This is a genomic window from Streptomyces anandii JCM 4720 (genome assembly GCF_014650655.1).
GTDB lineage: Bacteria > Actinomycetota > Actinomycetes > Streptomycetales > Streptomycetaceae > Streptomyces > Streptomyces anandii.
This window is the reverse complement of the sequence record NZ_BMVJ01000008.1, coordinates 281133-295583: the sequence shown is the minus strand read 5'-3', so window position 1 is coordinate 295583 and position 14451 is coordinate 281133. Positions and strand designations below refer to the sequence as shown.

Genomic DNA, 14451 nt, shown 5'->3' with positions numbered 1-14451 from the left:
AGACCGGTCCGCGCACCGCGTTTGGTCACCGCCCCGACGGTGGTGTAGACCAGTCGGCACGGACGGTTCCGCTGTCGTGAACGCCATCCTTGGGCACCCACGGCACGGCCGCTCGCGAAGATGGGCCAACTGTGGGTTACTGCGACTAAGCGGTTCGGATCAGGGAGACAGAACATGGCCAGCAAGGCTGAGAAGATCGTCGCCGGGCTCGGCGGGATCGACAACATCGAAGAGGTCGAGGGCTGCATCACCCGCCTCCGTACCGAGGTCAACGACGCCTCGCTGGTCGACGAGGCCGCGCTCAAGGCGGCCGGCGCCCATGGCGTGGTCAAGATGGGCACCGCCATCCAGGTCGTCATCGGCACCGACGCCGACCCCATCGCGGCCGAGATCGAAGACATGATGTGAACGTGCCGACGCACCGGTGAGGGGCCCTTCCCGGCACGGGGAAGGGCCCCTCACCGTATTCCGCAGGGGGGCCGGGCTCCCGTAATGGGGAACGGGCCCGGCGGGCTAGGCTCGGCGGCATGTCTCGAATCGACGGCCGCACGCCCGATCAACTCCGCCCGGTCACCATCGAACGCGGCTGGAGCAAGCACGCCGAGGGCTCCGTCCTCGTCTCCTTCGGCGACACCAAGGTCCTCTGCACCGCCTCCGTCACCGAAGGTGTCCCGCGCTGGCGCAAGGGCAGCGGCGAAGGCTGGGTCACCGCCGAGTACGCCATGCTGCCCCGCGCCACCAACACCCGCGGCGACCGCGAGTCCGTCAAGGGCAGGATCGGCGGCCGCACCCACGAGATCTCCCGCCTCATCGGCCGCTCCCTGCGCTCCGTCGTCGACTACAAGGCGCTCGGCGAGAACACCATCGTCCTCGACTGCGACGTCCTCCAGGCCGACGGCGGCACCCGCACCGCCGCCATCACCGGCTCCTACGTCGCCCTCGCCGACGCCATCTCCTGGGCCCAGGGCCGCAAGCTCATCAAGGCCGGCCGCCAGCCCCTCACCGGCACCGTCAGCGCCGTCTCCGTCGGCATCGTCGGCGGAGTGCCCCTCCTCGACCTCTGCTACGAGGAGGACGTGCGCGCCGACACCGACATGAACGTCGTCTGCACCGGCGACGGACGCTTCGTCGAGGTCCAGGGCACCGCCGAGGCCGAGCCCTTCGCCCGCGACGAACTCAACGCGCTGCTCGACCTCGCCGTCGCCGGCTGCACCGACCTGGCCGCCGCCCAGCGCGCCGCCCTCGAGACGGCACGCGAGTAAAGGGGACCCCAAGAAACGCGGCCGCCGCGGGCAACCTCTCTCCCCCCTGCCCGCGTCCCTACCGGTACGGGCGTACGGCACACCGCCGTACGCCCGGCCAGCAACGGGGAGAGGAACCGTACGCCATGCCCGCGAGCCGCCGACGTCACCGCCACCGAGCCCGCACCGGCGCCACCATCGCCGCCACCGCGCTCGTCGCCCTGACCCTGACGACGACGGCCGCCTGCTCGGCCGTGAACAAGGCGCTCGACTGCGTCCAGACCGCCGACTCCATCGCCGACAGCGTCACCGACCTCCAGCAGGCCGTGCGGAACGCGGCGAACGACCCGACGCAGACCGACGAGTCCCTCGCCGCCATCGACAGCAACCTGCGCAAGATCGGCGACAAGACCGACGACGCCGACGTCAACAAGGCGGTCGACGACCTCAGCCGCGCGGTGTCCAACGTCCGCACCGCCATCAAGAACGGCGACGACACCCCCGACATCAGCCCCGTCACCGACGCGGCCGGCGAGCTCACCAAGGTCTGCACCCCCTGATACTGGGGGGCATGACCCGCTTGATCCTCGCCACCCGCAACGCCGGAAAGATCACCGAGCTCAGGGCGATCCTCACCGACGCAGGCCTGCCCCACGAACTGGTCGGCACCGACGCCTACCCGGAGATCCCCGACGTCAGGGAAACGGGCGTGACCTTCGCCGAGAACGCCCTCCTCAAGGCCCACGCCCTGGCCCGGGCCACCGGCCTGCCCGCCGTCGCCGACGATTCCGGCCTCTGCGTCGACGTCCTCGGCGGCGCCCCCGGCATCTTCTCCGCCCGCTGGGCCGGCCGCCACGGCGACGACAAGGCCAACCTCGACCTGCTCCTCGCCCAGCTTGCCGACATCTCCGAGGACCACCGCGCGGCCCACTTCGCCTGCGCGGCGGCCCTGGCCCTGCCCGACGGCACCGAGCGGGTCGTCGAGGGCCGACTCCGCGGCACCCTCCGCTTCGAACCCGCCGGCACCAACGGCTTCGGCTACGACCCGATCCTCCAGCCGGACACCGACACCCGGACCTGCGCGGAACTGACCCCCGAGGAGAAGAACGCCATCAGCCACCGCGGCAAGGCCTTCCGGGCACTGGTGCCGGTGGTACGGGAGTTGCTGGGCTGAGCCCACGGAAGGGGCCCGTACCTTTGAATTCAAGGTACGGGCCGTTCCTGGCTGTACGCCCGGTCGGATTCGAACCGACAAACACAACCACCTAAAGGTTGCCGCTCGCCGTTGGCGTACGGGCGCGTGAGTCAGACCTACCTTACTGTGCTACGCGTTCGGTGTCCGCCTCGGCACCAGGTACTGGTGATCGCGCGGCAGTTGGGACACAACAGCCGTAGGTTCTCCCTCCGATTGTCGCTCCAGTCCCCGTTGATGTGGTCGACCTCCAGCGTCATCGGCTTCCCGAGCCACTCGGGCCCTGTCCCGCACCTTGCACACTCCTCGCGCACACCGGCCTCTCGGAGCGCGCGGCGCAGTTGTGAGGTCTTGGTCCGCCGTTTGCCGTCTCCTTGGACCAGTACCTCATCAGGGCTCTTGCTGGTGGTGGACGGTTTTCCCCGCCGATGAGCCTGCCCCAGGAAGTGTGCGGTCGACAGGCCTTGCTCCGCGATCCACTTCAGGAGTGTGGCACGCTGCCCACCGTTGTCCGCTTTCTCCAGGCGCTCCTTGGTGTACGCACTGGCCCCCATGGATCCCCTCCGTTCTCGGCCGCGTGTTCGTGGCCTCGTACGGAGTAACGAACCGGTTATCGGACAGTCACGTCTCAGATCCCCAGATCCTTGATGATCTTGGCCACGTGGCCGGTGGCCTTGACGTTGTAGAGGGCACGTTCGACCTTGCCCTCCTCGTCGACGATCACCGTGGAGCGGATGACGCCGGTGACCGTCTTGCCGTAGAGCTTCTTCTCGCCGAAGGCGCCGTAGGCCTGGAGGACCTGCTTGTCGGGGTCGGCGAGGAGGGTGATCCGCAGGGACTCCTTCTCCCGGAACTTGGCGAGCTTCTCCGGCTTGTCGGGGGAGATGCCGATCACGTCGTACCCCGCGCCGGCCAGCAGCTCCAGGTTGTCGGTGAAGTCGCAGGCCTGCTTGGTGCAGCCGGGGGTGAGGGCGGCCGGGTAGAAGTACACGATGACCTTGCGGCCCTTGTGGCCGGACAGCGAGACCTCGTTGCCGTCGGCGTCGGGGAGGGTGAAGTCGGGGGCCGCGTCCCCGGGCTGGAGTCGCTCGGTCATCGAAGGTCGTCTCCTCGTGCGTGTCGCCGGCAATACCGTGTCGCTCCGAGGGTAACCGGGGGTGCCGACAGCGCGGTCGTGGCGAGAGCTGACAGACTGTGCTGAACAGGCATCAGTTGACTTCGGAGGCGGTACGGTGGCGGACACCGCGGACACCAGAACCCCGGCTGAGATCGAGGCGGACATCAGGCGCCGCCGCGAGGTGCTCGCCGAGACGCTCGACGAGATCGGGGTGCGCGTGCACCCGAAGACCATCGTCGGGGACGCCAAGGCCAAGGTCGTCTCCAACATCGACAACACCCTCGGGCGGGCCTATGTGCAGGTCAACCGCGTGGTGAGCGATGTGCGGGCGCAGTTCGTGGACGAGGAGGGCGCGCCGCGTCTGGAGCGGGTCGTGCCGGTCGCGCTCGTGGCGGTGGGACTGGTCGGACTGCTGGCCCTGGGCGCGCGCAGGCGCCGGGGCTGAGCGGCACGGCGACCCACTGGCGTACGGATCCTCTCCAGGCAGGTAGGTTCGAGGTGTGAGCGCCAACAGAAACGAGCACAGCACCCAGCACGACAAGCTGCCGATCCGGATGCTGCACGACCGCGTGCTGGTCCGGCAGGACACCAGCGAGGGCGAACGGCGTTCGGGCGGCGGCATCCTGATCCCCGCCACGGCGGCGGTCGGACGCCGGCTGGCCTGGGCGGAGGTCGTCGCGGTCGGGCAGAACGTGCGCACCGTGGAGCCGGGCGACCGTGTGCTGTACGACCCGGAGGACCGCGCCGAGGTGGAGGTACGGGGTATCGCCTACGTGCTGATGCGCGAGCGTGATCTGCACGCGGTGGCCGCGGACCGGTTCGAGGGGTCGGAGGACTCCACCGGTCTGTATCTGTAAGCGAGTCCGCGAGTCCGCGAGTCCGCGAGTCGGCGAGCAGTACGTCCCCAGAGGCCTGGAGGGGCCGGCGACCCAGGTCGCCGGCCCCTCCGCCGCGTTCCGCCCCCGTCACGCGCGGGGTCAGCCGCCGGGCGGTCCGGCCGCCGTGCCCGCCGTCGTCCCGCCGTCGCTGGTGCCGGTGACGGTGCCGCCCTGGCCGCCGCCCGCGTCGTTGCCCCCGGTGTCCGTGCCGGAGGTGGTGCCGCCGTCGGTGCCTCCGGTGGTGGGGGTGCCGCCCGTGCCGCCGTTGTTCCCGCCGGTCTGGCCGCCGGTGGTCGGGGTGCCGCCGGTGCCGCCCGTGGTGGGGGTGCCGCCGGTGCCTCCGGTGGTCGGGGTGCCTCCGGTGGTGCCTCCGGTCTGGTCGCCTGTCTGGCCCTGGTCCTGGCCCTGGGTGTCCTGGCCGCCGGTGCCGGTGCCCGGGGTGCCGCCGTTGTCCTGGCCGCCGGTGCCCGGCGTCGGCGAGGACGGCCCCGTGGACGGCGGCTGCTGGAGCTGGTCGGCGCCGTTCTGCACCTGGAGGTCGAAGTCGGTGGCCGGGGTGCCCTCCAGGGCGTCCCGGGTGAACTGCGCCCAGATCTCGGCGGGCGCGCCGCCGCCGTTGACACGGGGGAGGCCCATCGCGCCGTACAGCGACTTGTGCGCGGCGGTGACGGGGTCCTGACCCATGACGGAGACGACGGTGGCCAGGTCGGGGGTATAGCCGGCGAACCAGGCCGCGGTGTCCTCCTCGGCGGTGCCGGTCTTGCCGGCGGCGGGGCGGCCGGCGCCCTGCGCGGCGGTCGCGGTGCCGTTCTGGACGACCGACCGCAGGACGGAGGTGGTGGTGTCGGCGGCCTCGCGGCTGACGGCCTGCGCCGTCTGCCGTTCCGGCAGCTGTACGGCGTCGGTGCCGTCCTTGGTGATCTTCTTGAGGATGGTGTACATGCCGTGTTCGCCGTGGTTGGCGAGCGTGGCGTAGGCCTCGGCCATGTCGAGGACGCTGGCGGTGGCCGGGCCGAGCGCGATGGACGGGGTGGGGGTCAGGTCCGGGGTGCTGCCGGGGATGCCGAGGGCGGTCGCGGTGTCCCTGACCTTGTCGGGGCCGACGTCCACGGCCATCTGCGCGTACACGGCGTTGACGGACTTGTCGGTGGCCTCGCGCACGGTGATGTTGCCGTAGGAGTGCTGGTCCTCGTTCTCGGGCGCGTAGGAGCCGCCGGCCCAGCCCTGGACGGGGCGCTGGTTGGTGCCGTCGTAGACGGTGCCGGGGGTGATGGTGCGGCCGTCGAGGGTGGTGGAGTGGTTCTGGATGGCGGAGGTGAGCACGAACGGCTTGAAGGTGGAGCCGACCTGGAAGTCCCGGCGGGTGGCGTTGTTCGTGTACTGCTTGACGTAGTCGATGCCGCCGTAGAGGGCGACGACCTCGCCGGTCTTGGGGTCGACGGCGGCGCCGCCGGCCCGTACGTAGGTGTCGACCTTGCGGTTCTTCTTGTCGAGCTTGGACATCAGCCGGTCGTCGACGGCCTTCACGAAGGCGTTCTGCTTGTTCTTCTGCAGGGTGGTCGTGATGCGGTAGCCGCCGGCGGCGAGCTCGTCCTCGCTGAGGATCTTGTTGGCGGCGAGGTAGTCCTTGATGGCGCGGACGAGGTAGCCGCGCTGTCCGGACATGGTGGTGGGGACGGTGGCCTCCTTGGGCGTCGGGAACTTCATCCCGGCCCGCTCGGAGGCGCTGAGCCAGCCCTGCTTGACCATGCCGTCCAGGACGTAGTTCCAGCGGGCCACGGCGGCCGCCTTGTTCTCGGGGTGGGCCGAGACGTCGTACTCGCTGGGGGCGTTGACCAGCGCGGCGAGGTAGGCGGCGCGGGCCGGGTCGAGGTCCTTGGCCTTGACGCCGTAGTAGGCCTGGGCGGCGGCCTGGATGCCGTAGGCGTTGCGGCCGAAGTAGCTGGTGTTGAGGTAGCCCTCGAGGATCTTCGACTTGGACTCGTTGCGGTCCAGCTTGATCGAGATGAAGAACTCCTTCACCTTGCGGGTGACGGTCTGTTCCTGGCCCAGGTAGTAGTTCTTCACGTACTGCTGCGTGATCGTCGAACCGGACTGTCGGCCCTTGCCGGTGGCCGTGTTCCAGGCCGCCCGCACCATCGCCTTGGGGTCGATGGCGGACTCGGTGTAGAAGTCCCGGTCCTCGGCGGCGAGCACGGCGTGCTGGGCGTTCATGGAGACCTGGTCGAGGGTGACGTTCTCCCGGTTGATGTCGCCGTCACGCGCGATCTCGGTGCCGTCGGCGTACAGGTACACGTTGGCCTGCTTCATGGCCAGCGCGTTGGCGGGCGGGATCTTCACGAGGGAGTACCCGAGGAAGAACGCGCCGATCACGAGCAGTACGACGGTGATGAACCCGCCCAGCACCATCCGCCAGGTCGGGAACAACCGCCGCCACCCGGTACGCCGCCGCCGCCCGGCCTTGCCTGCGCCGGCGCCCCCAACGGGTGCATTGGAGGGGGTGGTTGAGCGGGGCGCGGGAGGCGCGGGGCGGGGATCCGGGGTCGTCCGGCCCGGGGGCGCGGAGGGGCTGCCGGAGGCCTGGGCGCTGACGTTGCCCGAGGGCTGGGTGGCGGCGTTGCCCGAGGGCTGGGTGGCGGCTCTGCTGAGGACCTGGGTCGAGTCCTCAGCCGGACCCGTGTCCGGCCTCCCGGCCGGGGCCGTCGCCGGGCTCTTGGCCGGAGCGCCGGCTCCCGCGCCCGCGGCCGGGCCCTTGCCGCCGCCCGAGGCTTCGGCCGAGCCCCTGTCCGGCTCACCGGCCGGGCTCTCGGCCGGAGCGTCGGCCGTGCTCTCGGCCGGGGCCTTGCCCGAGCCCTCGGCAGAGCCGATGGCGGTGTCCTTGCCCGAGCCCTCGGCGGTGTCCTTGCCCGAGCCCTCGACCGGGGCCTCGACCGAGCCCCCGGTCGCGTCCGCGCCCGGGGCCGGCTTGCCGGCTGAGCCCTTGCGCGTGCCCTCCGCCCGCGCCGCGCCCGTGCTCTCGGCCGGGCCTTCCCCTGGGCCCTCGCCCGCGCCCTTGGCCGGGCCCTCGCCCACATCCCCGGCCCGGGCCGCGCCCGAATCCTTCGCCCGGGCCGCGCCCGAGTCCGCAGCCTCGCCCGCGTTCCTGCCCGTGCCCGGGGCCGTGCCCGTCGGGGTGTCGGGGGCCCCGTCCCGGGGTGGGTGCTGCGGCTGCGGCTCGTCGTTCATGTCGTGCACGGACTCCTGTTTTCGCCTCGTACGTTCCCGTACGCCCTCATGCGCCTTGTGCGCCCCCGGATGAAGACTCTCGCACCAACCGTTCCGTTCCCGGTTCCGGCCATTCGTTCGGGCCGGAAAACGCGTGGCACGCCACATCACGCACGCACTAGGCTCCTGCGCTTCGGTGTCGGTGGACCTGGAAGGCGGTTGACGTGGGCGCTGGGCGGTTGTACGCGGCCGTCGCGGCGGGGGGATTCAGACGGTACGCGACGTATCGGACGGCGACGGCGGCCGGGGTGTTCACGAACACGGTTTTCGGCCTGATCCTCGTCTACACCTACCTCGCCCTGTGGGACGTACGCCCGCACCTCGGCGGCTACGACCGCGCGCAGGCGGTCACGTACGTCTGGCTCGGCCAGGCCTTCCTCGCGGCGCTCGCCCTCGGCGGCGGCGGGGTGGAGGACGAGCTGATGGAACGCATCCGTACGGGTGACATCGCCATCGACCTCTACCGCCCCGCCGACCTGCAGCTGTGGTGGCTCTCCGCCGACGTGGGCCGGGCGCTGTTCCAGCTGGTCGGCCGGGGCGTCGTCCCCTTCGTCTTCGGCGCGTTGTGCTTCCCGGTCGCGCTGCCGTCGGACCCGCTGACCTGGGTCGCCTTCGCCGGGACCGTACTGCTGGCGATGCTCGTCGGATTCGGCATCCGCTTCCTGGTCGCGCTGAGCGCGTTCTGGCTGATGGACGGCACCGGAGTGGTGCAGATGGCCTGGCTCGCCGGTTTCTTCTGCTCGGGCATGCTGCTCCCGCTCAACGTCTTCCCCGGCACCCTCGGCGAGGTCGTCCGCGCCCTGCCGTGGTCCTCGCTGCTCCAGGCCCCCGCCGACGTGCTGCTCGGACACGCGGACGTCCCGGCCACCCTCGCCTTCCAGGGCGCGTGGGCGGTGGCGCTCCTCGGCACCGGGCGGCTGCTGCAGCGGGCCGCGACCCGGCGGGTGGTGGTCCAGGGTGGCTGACCACCGGCTCGGTGAGGCCCTGCGCGCCTACCGGCTGATCGCGGGCATGTGGGTGCGCTCCACGATGGCGTACCGCGCCTCCTTCGTCATGACGACGTTCGGCAACTTCGCGGCGACCGCTCTCGACTTCGTCGCGATCCTGCTGATGTTCTCCCGGGTCGGCGCGCTCGGCGGCTACCCGCTGCCCGAGGTGGCTTTCCTCTACGCGCTGACCAGCATCTCCTTCGGCCTCGCGGACCTGGCGATCGGCTCGATGGACCGGCTGGGCCGCCGGGTGCGCGACGGCACCCTGGACACGCTGCTGGTGCGCCCCGCGCCCGTGCTCGCGCAGGTCGCCGCCGACCGCTTCGCGCTGCGGCGGCTGGGCCGGGTGACGCAGGGCGCGCTGGTGCTCGGCTGGGCGCTCACCCGGCTCGACGTGGAGTGGACCCCGGACAAGCTGCTGCTGATGCCGGTGGCGATGGTGAGCGGCTGCGGGATCTTCTGCGCGGTGTTCGTGGCCGGCGCCGCCTTCCAGTTCGTGGCGCAGGACGCCTCGGAGGTGCAGAACGCCTTCACCTACGGCGGCACCACGCTGCTGCAGTACCCGCCCACCGTGTTCGCGAAGGAGCTGCTGCGCGGGGTGACCTTCGTACTGCCGCTGGCCTTCGTCAACTGGCTGCCCGCGCTGTACGTGCTGGGGCGGCCGTATCCGCTGGACCTGCCCCGCTGGACGGCGTTCGCTCCGCCGCTCGTCGCGCTCGCCTGCTGTGCGCTGGCCGGGACGGCCTGGCGGGTGGGCCTGAGGTCGTACCGGAGTACCGGGAGTTGAGGCCGGAGTACGGGGAGTCGGGACCGAGTACGGGGAGTCGAGACCGCAGTACGGGGAGTCGAGACCGCAGTACGGGAGTGGGAGACCACAGTACCGGGAGTAGGGAAGGGAGACGGCGGCGATGGTGACGGCGACGGAGGCGGCGGCGAGGGACGAGGGCGAGGAGCCGCCCGCGGAGAGCGCGTTCATCGAGCTCGACCGGGTCGAGAAGGTGTTCGAGGTGCGCAGGAAGACCGGATTCCTGCGGCGCGAGCGGCGGCAGGTGCGCGCGGTCGACGCGCTGTCCTTCACCGTGGCGCGCGGCGAGATGGTCGGCTACATCGGCCCGAACGGCGCCGGGAAGTCCACCACGATCAAGATGCTCACCGGCATCCTCACTCCCAGCGGCGGCCGGCTGCGGGTGGCCGGCATCGACCCGGCCCGCGAGCGAACCCGGCTCGCGCGGCGCATCGGGGTGGTGTTCGGGCAGCGGACGACCCTGTGGTGGGACCTGCCGCTCATCGACTCCTACCGGCTGATGCACCGCATGTACCGCATCCCCGACGCCCGTTACCGCGCCAACCTCGACCGCTGCGTCGAACTCCTCGAACTGGCCGACCTGCTGGACGTCCCCGTACGTCAGCTCTCGCTCGGCCAGCGCATGCGCGGCGACATCGCGGCGGCCCTGCTGCACGACCCCGAGGTGCTCTACCTCGACGAGCCGACGATCGGCCTGGACGTGGTCAGCAAGGCCAAGGTGCGCTCCTTCCTGCGCGACCTGAACGCCGAGCGCGGCACCACCGTGCTGCTGACCACGCACGACCTCCAGGACATCGAGCAGTTGTGCTCCCGCGTGATGGTCATCGACCACGGGAGCCTGATGTACGACGGCCCGCTCACCGGTCTGCACGAGGCGGCCGAGGGCGAACGCACCCTCGTCGTAGACCTGGAGCGCGAGCTGCCGCCCATCGAGGTGCCGGACGCCCGCGTCGTGCGCGTCGAGGGCCCGCGGCAGTGGCTGGCCTTCCCGGCGGGCGGCTCGGCGGCCCCGCTGGTGGCCCGGATCGCGGAGCGGTACCCGCTGGTCGACCTGTCGGTCCGCGAGCCGGACATCGAGGCCGTCATCGCGAAGATGTACGCGGGGAAAGCGGTCTCGTAGGCTGCTCCCATGACGGAGGAACTCCCGGAGCTTCGCGCTTCCGACGCCGACCGTGAACGAGTCGCCGAGCACCTGCGGGACGCGCTCGCGGAGGGCCGCCTCGACATGTCGGAGTTCGAGGAGCGGCTCGAGGCGACGTACAAGGCGCGCACCTACGCCGAACTCGCCCCGATCACCCGTGACCTGCCCGTGCCCGGGGTGAGCGCTCCGGCCGTGGACATGGTCAAGCAGCCGGTGGACGACGGGAGTTGGCCGGGCCGGATGGTCGGTGGCGAGGGTTCCTCGTCGTGGGCCGTCGCCGTCATGTCCGGGTTCCAGCGCAAGGGCCGCTGGACCGTGCCCAAGCGGTTCAACTGCTTCGCCTTCTGGGGCGGCGGCGAGATCGACCTGCGCGAGGCCGACTTCGCCGACCGCGAGGTCGAGATCAACTGCGTGGCGATCATGGGCGGGGTGCAGGTGATCGTGCCGCCCGGCGTCGAGGTGGTCGTGCGCGGGATCGGCGTGATGGGCGGCTTCGACCACCGCGAGGAGGGCACCCCGGGCGAGCCCGGCGCGCCCCGCGTGATCGTGACCGGCTTCGCCTTCTGGGGCGGGGTGGGGGTCGAGCGCAAGCTCACCAGGGCCGAGCGCAACCGTCTGAAGGAGGAGCGCCGTCAGGAGCGCCTGGACCGCCGCGCGGAGCGCCGGGAACTGCAGGCCTCACGCCGCGAGGAGCGCTGGGAGGCGGCCCGCGACCGCCGCCGCACCCGCCACGACCGCCACTGAGCCGAGCCTTCGCACGACCTCCTCGGCCCCCCGGGCCCTGTCGTCGAATTCCCGCCTGCCCGGCGACGACAGGACCTAGAGCTGGGCGCGGTCCGCGTCCTTCAGCAGGGGCAGGTCGAAGGCCTCCGCCATCCGGCGGAACCCCGCGTCGCTGGGATGCAGGTGGTCACCGCAGTCGTACGCGGCCGCAAGGCGCCGCGGGTCGGTGGGGTCGCGCAGGGCGCGGTCGAAGTCGACGACCGCGTCGAACACCCCGCCGGCCCGGATCCCGGCGTTGACCCGCTGCCGTACGGCCTCCCGGGCCGGGGTGTAGCCGCGGTGGCCCTCGAACGGGGTCAGGGTCGCCCCCACGGCCTTCAGCCCCCGCGCGTGCGCCTGCCGCACCAGCTCGCGCAGCCCGCCGGTGATGCGCCCGGGGTCTGCGGTCCCGGGGTTGCGCAGGATGTCGTTGATGCCGAGGTCGATCACCGCGACCTTGACGTTCGTCCGCTCCAGCACGTCCCGCCGGAAGCGGTGCAGCCCGCTGGGGTTGCCCGCCGGCCGCCCCGGACCGTCCGCGAGCACCTGGTTGCCGCTGATGCCCTCGTTGACGACGCTGTAGCGCGGCACGTCCTGCCCGGCCCGCACCGCGGCCCGCAGCCGTCCGGCGAGCACGTCGGGCCAGCGGCGGTTGGCGCCGGGGGTCGAGGAGATGCCGTCGGTGATCGAGTCGCCGAAGGCGACGACCGTGCCGGCCGAGTCGTGGCCGAGCACGTCCAGCGCGGTCAGGTAGCGCCAGTACCTGGTCCGCTCGGTGTACGGCGATCCGGTCACGTCCTCGGCGCGGTCGCCGGTCGCGGCGTAGGAGATCTGCTGGGCGTGCGGGTGGTACGTCACCGGGCCGGACGGGGTGGGGGAGTAGGTGGTGACCAGGACGTCCGCGCCGAGCGGCACGGCGACGCGGACCGCGTCGCTCATCGTCTGCCCGCCCGCCGGTATGACGACGGTGGTGGCGCCGGCGAAGGTGAGCCGCCGCATGGTGCCCGGGGCGGCCGCGGCGCTGCCGGGTCCGGCGGCGAGCGCCAGGGACGCGTGGGTGACGGTCAGCGGCGAGCTGCCGTAGAGGTTGGACAGCGTGACGCGGGCACCCGTACCCGCGGCGCTCGTGTGCACGACGTTGCGCACCGACCGCCCCGCCATGCCGAGCACCGAGGTCCTCGGCTCACCGCCGGCCGGCGAGGTGGCCCAGGCGGCGACCCAGGTGCCGGTCGAGACGGGGGCGGCGGACTCGCGGCCTGCCCGTCCGGCGCCGTCCGGGCCGCCGGCCCGGGTGCCGTCGCCGTGCGAGGCACCGGACCAGACGGCCGTGAGAACCGCCGTGGCCAGGGCGACGAGCGCGGCGAGCAGGGCGTAACCGTGACGCCTGGTCATGCGAATGCGAATCCCCTCCACAGATGGGAGCCCGGTTCCCCGGCCCCGATCCGACGACCACATGATGCGTCATGAGGCCGGGGCGATTGACAGGGCCCTGCCGACACCGCCTCCGGGGACAGACACCGGGAACTTACGTTCTGTTCCGGGAGTCGGTCAGGAAGGGACAATTGTGTGCGGGATCACCGATCGGGGGACCTCACCGGATGGGATCTCACCGAGCGGGACTCACCGAGCGGGACTCACCGAGCGGGACTCACCGAGCGGGACTCACCGAGCGGGACTCGCCGAGCGGACGGAGTGGGATGGAACGAACGACACAGGCCGGCGCCGAAGCCACGGACGCCGCCGCCGTCCCGCAGGCCTCGCACCGCGCGATGACCGTGTTCAGCCCCGCCGACGAGGAACGCCGGCGCGGGGTGCGCCAGATGAAACTGACCGCGACGGGCCTCCTGCTCCTCGTGGCGGTGGTCTACGTCCTCGCCAAGTGGGGCCAGCACGCGGGCGCCGGCGCCTGGGCGGGCTACGTCGCCGCGGCCGCCGAGGCCGGCATGGTCGGCGCGCTCGCCGACTGGTTCGCCGTCACCGCGCTCTTCCGCCACCCCCTGGGCCTGCCCATCCCGCACACCGCGATCATCCCCACCAAGAAGGACCAGCTCGGCGTGTCCCTCGGAGAGTTCGTCGGGGAGAACTTCCTCTCCGGGGACGTCGTACGCCAGCGGCTGCGCGCCGTGGGCATCGGCAGCCGCCTCGGCGCCTGGCTCGCCGTGCCCGAGCACGCCGACCGGGTGACGGCGGAACTGGCCACCGCGCTGCGCGGCGCCCTGACCGTGCTGCGCGACTCCGACGTCCAGGCGGTCGTCGGCGAGGCCATCACCCGCCGGGCCAACTCCCAGGAGATCGGCCCCGGCCTCGGCAAGATGCTGGAGAAGATCGTCGCCGACGGCGGCCACAAACGCGTCGTCGACCTCGTCGTCTCCCGCGCCCACGACTGGCTGGTCCTGCACAGCGACTCCGTGATGGACGCCGTGCAGGGCGGCGCGCCCGGGTGGACCCCGAAGTTCGTCGATCGCAAGGTGGGCGAGCGCGTCTACAAGGAGCTGCTGCGCTTCGTCACCGAGATGCGTGACATGCCGGGCCACCCCGCACGCGGCGCCCTCGACCGCTTCCTCGGCGACTTCGCCGCCGACCTCCAGTCCGACAGCGAGACCCGGGCGCGTGTGGAGCGCCTCAAGGGCGAGGTCCTCGGCCGCGGCGAGGTCCAGGACCTGATCGCGTCCGCCTGGACCGCCGTACGGTCGATGATGGTCTCCGCGGCAGAGGACGAGCGCAGCGAGCTGCGCCTGCGGGTGCGGGCGTCCCTGCTCTCGCTCGGCGACCGGATGGCGGTCGACCCCAAGGCGCAGGGCAAGGTGGACCGCTGGGTGGAGGGCGCGGCGGTGTACGTGGTGACGACGTACCGCAAGGAGATCACCCTCCTGATCACCGACACGGTCGCCGGCTGGGACGCCGAGCACACCACCCGCAAGATCGAGGCCCACATCGGCCGCGACCTCCAGTTCATCCGTATCAACGGCACGGTGGTCGGCTCACTGGCGGGCCTGGCGATCTACGCGGTGTCACGGGCGCTGGGAGCCTAGGCGCGCGGGGGCGCGCGGCGCATGCGGGGC

General features: G+C 71.9%; 15 protein-coding genes and 1 tRNA gene. 11 read left to right on the top strand and 5 right to left on the bottom strand.

Going from position 1 to position 14451, the window contains the following annotated elements; translation table 11 throughout:
* Positions 1-174 precede the first annotated feature (174 nt).
* The 4 genes from IE249_RS17235 to rdgB all read left to right on the top strand — a co-directional run bounded on the left by IE249_RS17235 (position 175) and on the right by rdgB (position 2415).
* Positions 175-408, top strand: a complete 234-nt coding sequence (locus IE249_RS17235) for a PTS sugar transporter subunit IIB (protein WP_109498534.1) — start codon at positions 175-177, stop codon at positions 406-408.
* 119 nt (positions 409-527) lie between these two features.
* Entirely contained in the window at positions 528-1262 is a 735-nt protein-coding gene (gene rph / locus IE249_RS17230; protein WP_189705693.1) for a ribonuclease PH, read from the top strand.
* Positions 1263-1387: 125 nt separating this feature from the next.
* Positions 1388-1801 carry a hypothetical protein gene (locus tag IE249_RS17225; RefSeq protein ID WP_189705692.1) on the top strand — a complete coding sequence of 138 codons (414 nt, stop codon included), beginning with the start codon at positions 1388-1390 and terminating at the stop codon, positions 1799-1801.
* An 11-nt stretch (positions 1802-1812) separates the two neighbouring features.
* Entirely contained in the window at positions 1813-2415 is a 603-nt protein-coding gene (gene rdgB / locus IE249_RS17220; protein WP_189705691.1) for an RdgB/HAM1 family non-canonical purine NTP pyrophosphatase, read from the top strand.
* A 54-nt stretch (positions 2416-2469) separates the two neighbouring features.
* Here rdgB and IE249_RS17215 read toward each other — a convergent pair.
* The 3 genes from IE249_RS17215 to bcp form a co-directional block, all read right to left on the bottom strand.
* Positions 2470-2541, bottom strand: a tRNA-Leu gene (locus IE249_RS17215).
* Positions 2542-2552: 11 nt separating this feature from the next.
* The gene (locus IE249_RS17210) at positions 2553-3047 is read right to left on the bottom strand and encodes an HNH endonuclease signature motif containing protein (RefSeq protein ID WP_373304406.1); all 495 of its coding nucleotides are present in this window, start codon (positions 3045-3047) and stop codon (positions 2553-2555) included.
* 14 nt (positions 3048-3061) lie between these two features.
* Complete coding sequence (gene bcp, locus IE249_RS17205) at positions 3062-3529, bottom strand: thioredoxin-dependent thiol peroxidase (RefSeq protein ID WP_189705689.1); 468 nt, start codon at positions 3527-3529, stop codon at positions 3062-3064.
* A gap of 136 nt (positions 3530-3665) precedes the next feature.
* On the opposite strand from bcp, the gene IE249_RS17200 reads away from it, so the two are divergent.
* The gene (locus tag IE249_RS17200) at positions 3666-3995 is read left to right on the top strand and encodes a DUF3618 domain-containing protein (protein ID WP_189705688.1); all 330 of its coding nucleotides are present in this window, start codon (positions 3666-3668) and stop codon (positions 3993-3995) included.
* Positions 3996-4050: 55 nt separating this feature from the next.
* Positions 4051-4407: a GroES family chaperonin gene (locus IE249_RS17195; RefSeq protein WP_189705687.1), complete on the top strand. Its 357-nt coding sequence runs from the start codon at positions 4051-4053 to the stop codon at positions 4405-4407.
* A gap of 120 nt (positions 4408-4527) precedes the next feature.
* Here IE249_RS17195 and IE249_RS17190 read toward each other — a convergent pair whose 3' ends face one another.
* The gene (locus IE249_RS17190; RefSeq protein ID WP_268249702.1) at positions 4528-7296 is read right to left on the bottom strand and encodes a transglycosylase domain-containing protein; all 2769 of its coding nucleotides are present in this window, start codon (positions 7294-7296) and stop codon (positions 4528-4530) included.
* Positions 7297-7856: 560 nt separating this feature from the next.
* On the opposite strand from IE249_RS17190, the gene IE249_RS17185 reads away from it, so the two are divergent.
* The 4 genes from IE249_RS17185 to IE249_RS17170 all read left to right on the top strand — a co-directional run bounded on the left by IE249_RS17185 (position 7857) and on the right by IE249_RS17170 (position 11371).
* Complete coding sequence (locus tag IE249_RS17185) at positions 7857-8657, top strand: ABC transporter permease (RefSeq protein ID WP_189705686.1); 801 nt, start codon at positions 7857-7859, stop codon at positions 8655-8657.
* Positions 8658-8703: 46 nt separating this feature from the next.
* A complete protein-coding gene (locus IE249_RS17180) occupies positions 8704-9468 on the top strand; it encodes an ABC transporter permease (RefSeq protein ID WP_189705746.1) in 765 nt (254 codons plus the stop codon).
* A gap of 121 nt (positions 9469-9589) precedes the next feature.
* Positions 9590-10606, top strand: coding sequence for an ABC transporter ATP-binding protein (locus IE249_RS17175; RefSeq protein ID WP_189705685.1), 1017 nt, complete (start codon positions 9590-9592; stop codon positions 10604-10606).
* A 9-nt stretch (positions 10607-10615) separates the two neighbouring features.
* Positions 10616-11371, top strand: coding sequence for a DUF1707 domain-containing protein (locus tag IE249_RS17170; protein WP_189705684.1), 756 nt, complete (start codon positions 10616-10618; stop codon positions 11369-11371).
* Positions 11372-11446: 75 nt separating this feature from the next.
* On the opposite strand, the gene IE249_RS17165 is transcribed toward IE249_RS17170, so the two are convergent.
* Positions 11447-12781 carry an SGNH/GDSL hydrolase family protein gene (locus tag IE249_RS17165; protein ID WP_189705683.1) on the bottom strand — a complete coding sequence of 445 codons (1335 nt, stop codon included), beginning with the start codon at positions 12779-12781 and terminating at the stop codon, positions 11447-11449.
* 305 nt (positions 12782-13086) lie between these two features.
* On the opposite strand from IE249_RS17165, the gene IE249_RS17160 reads away from it, so the two are divergent.
* Positions 13087-14421: a DUF445 domain-containing protein gene (locus IE249_RS17160; protein ID WP_373304402.1), complete on the top strand. Its 1335-nt coding sequence runs from the start codon at positions 13087-13089 to the stop codon at positions 14419-14421.
* The last annotated feature ends 30 nt before the right edge of the window (positions 14422-14451 follow it).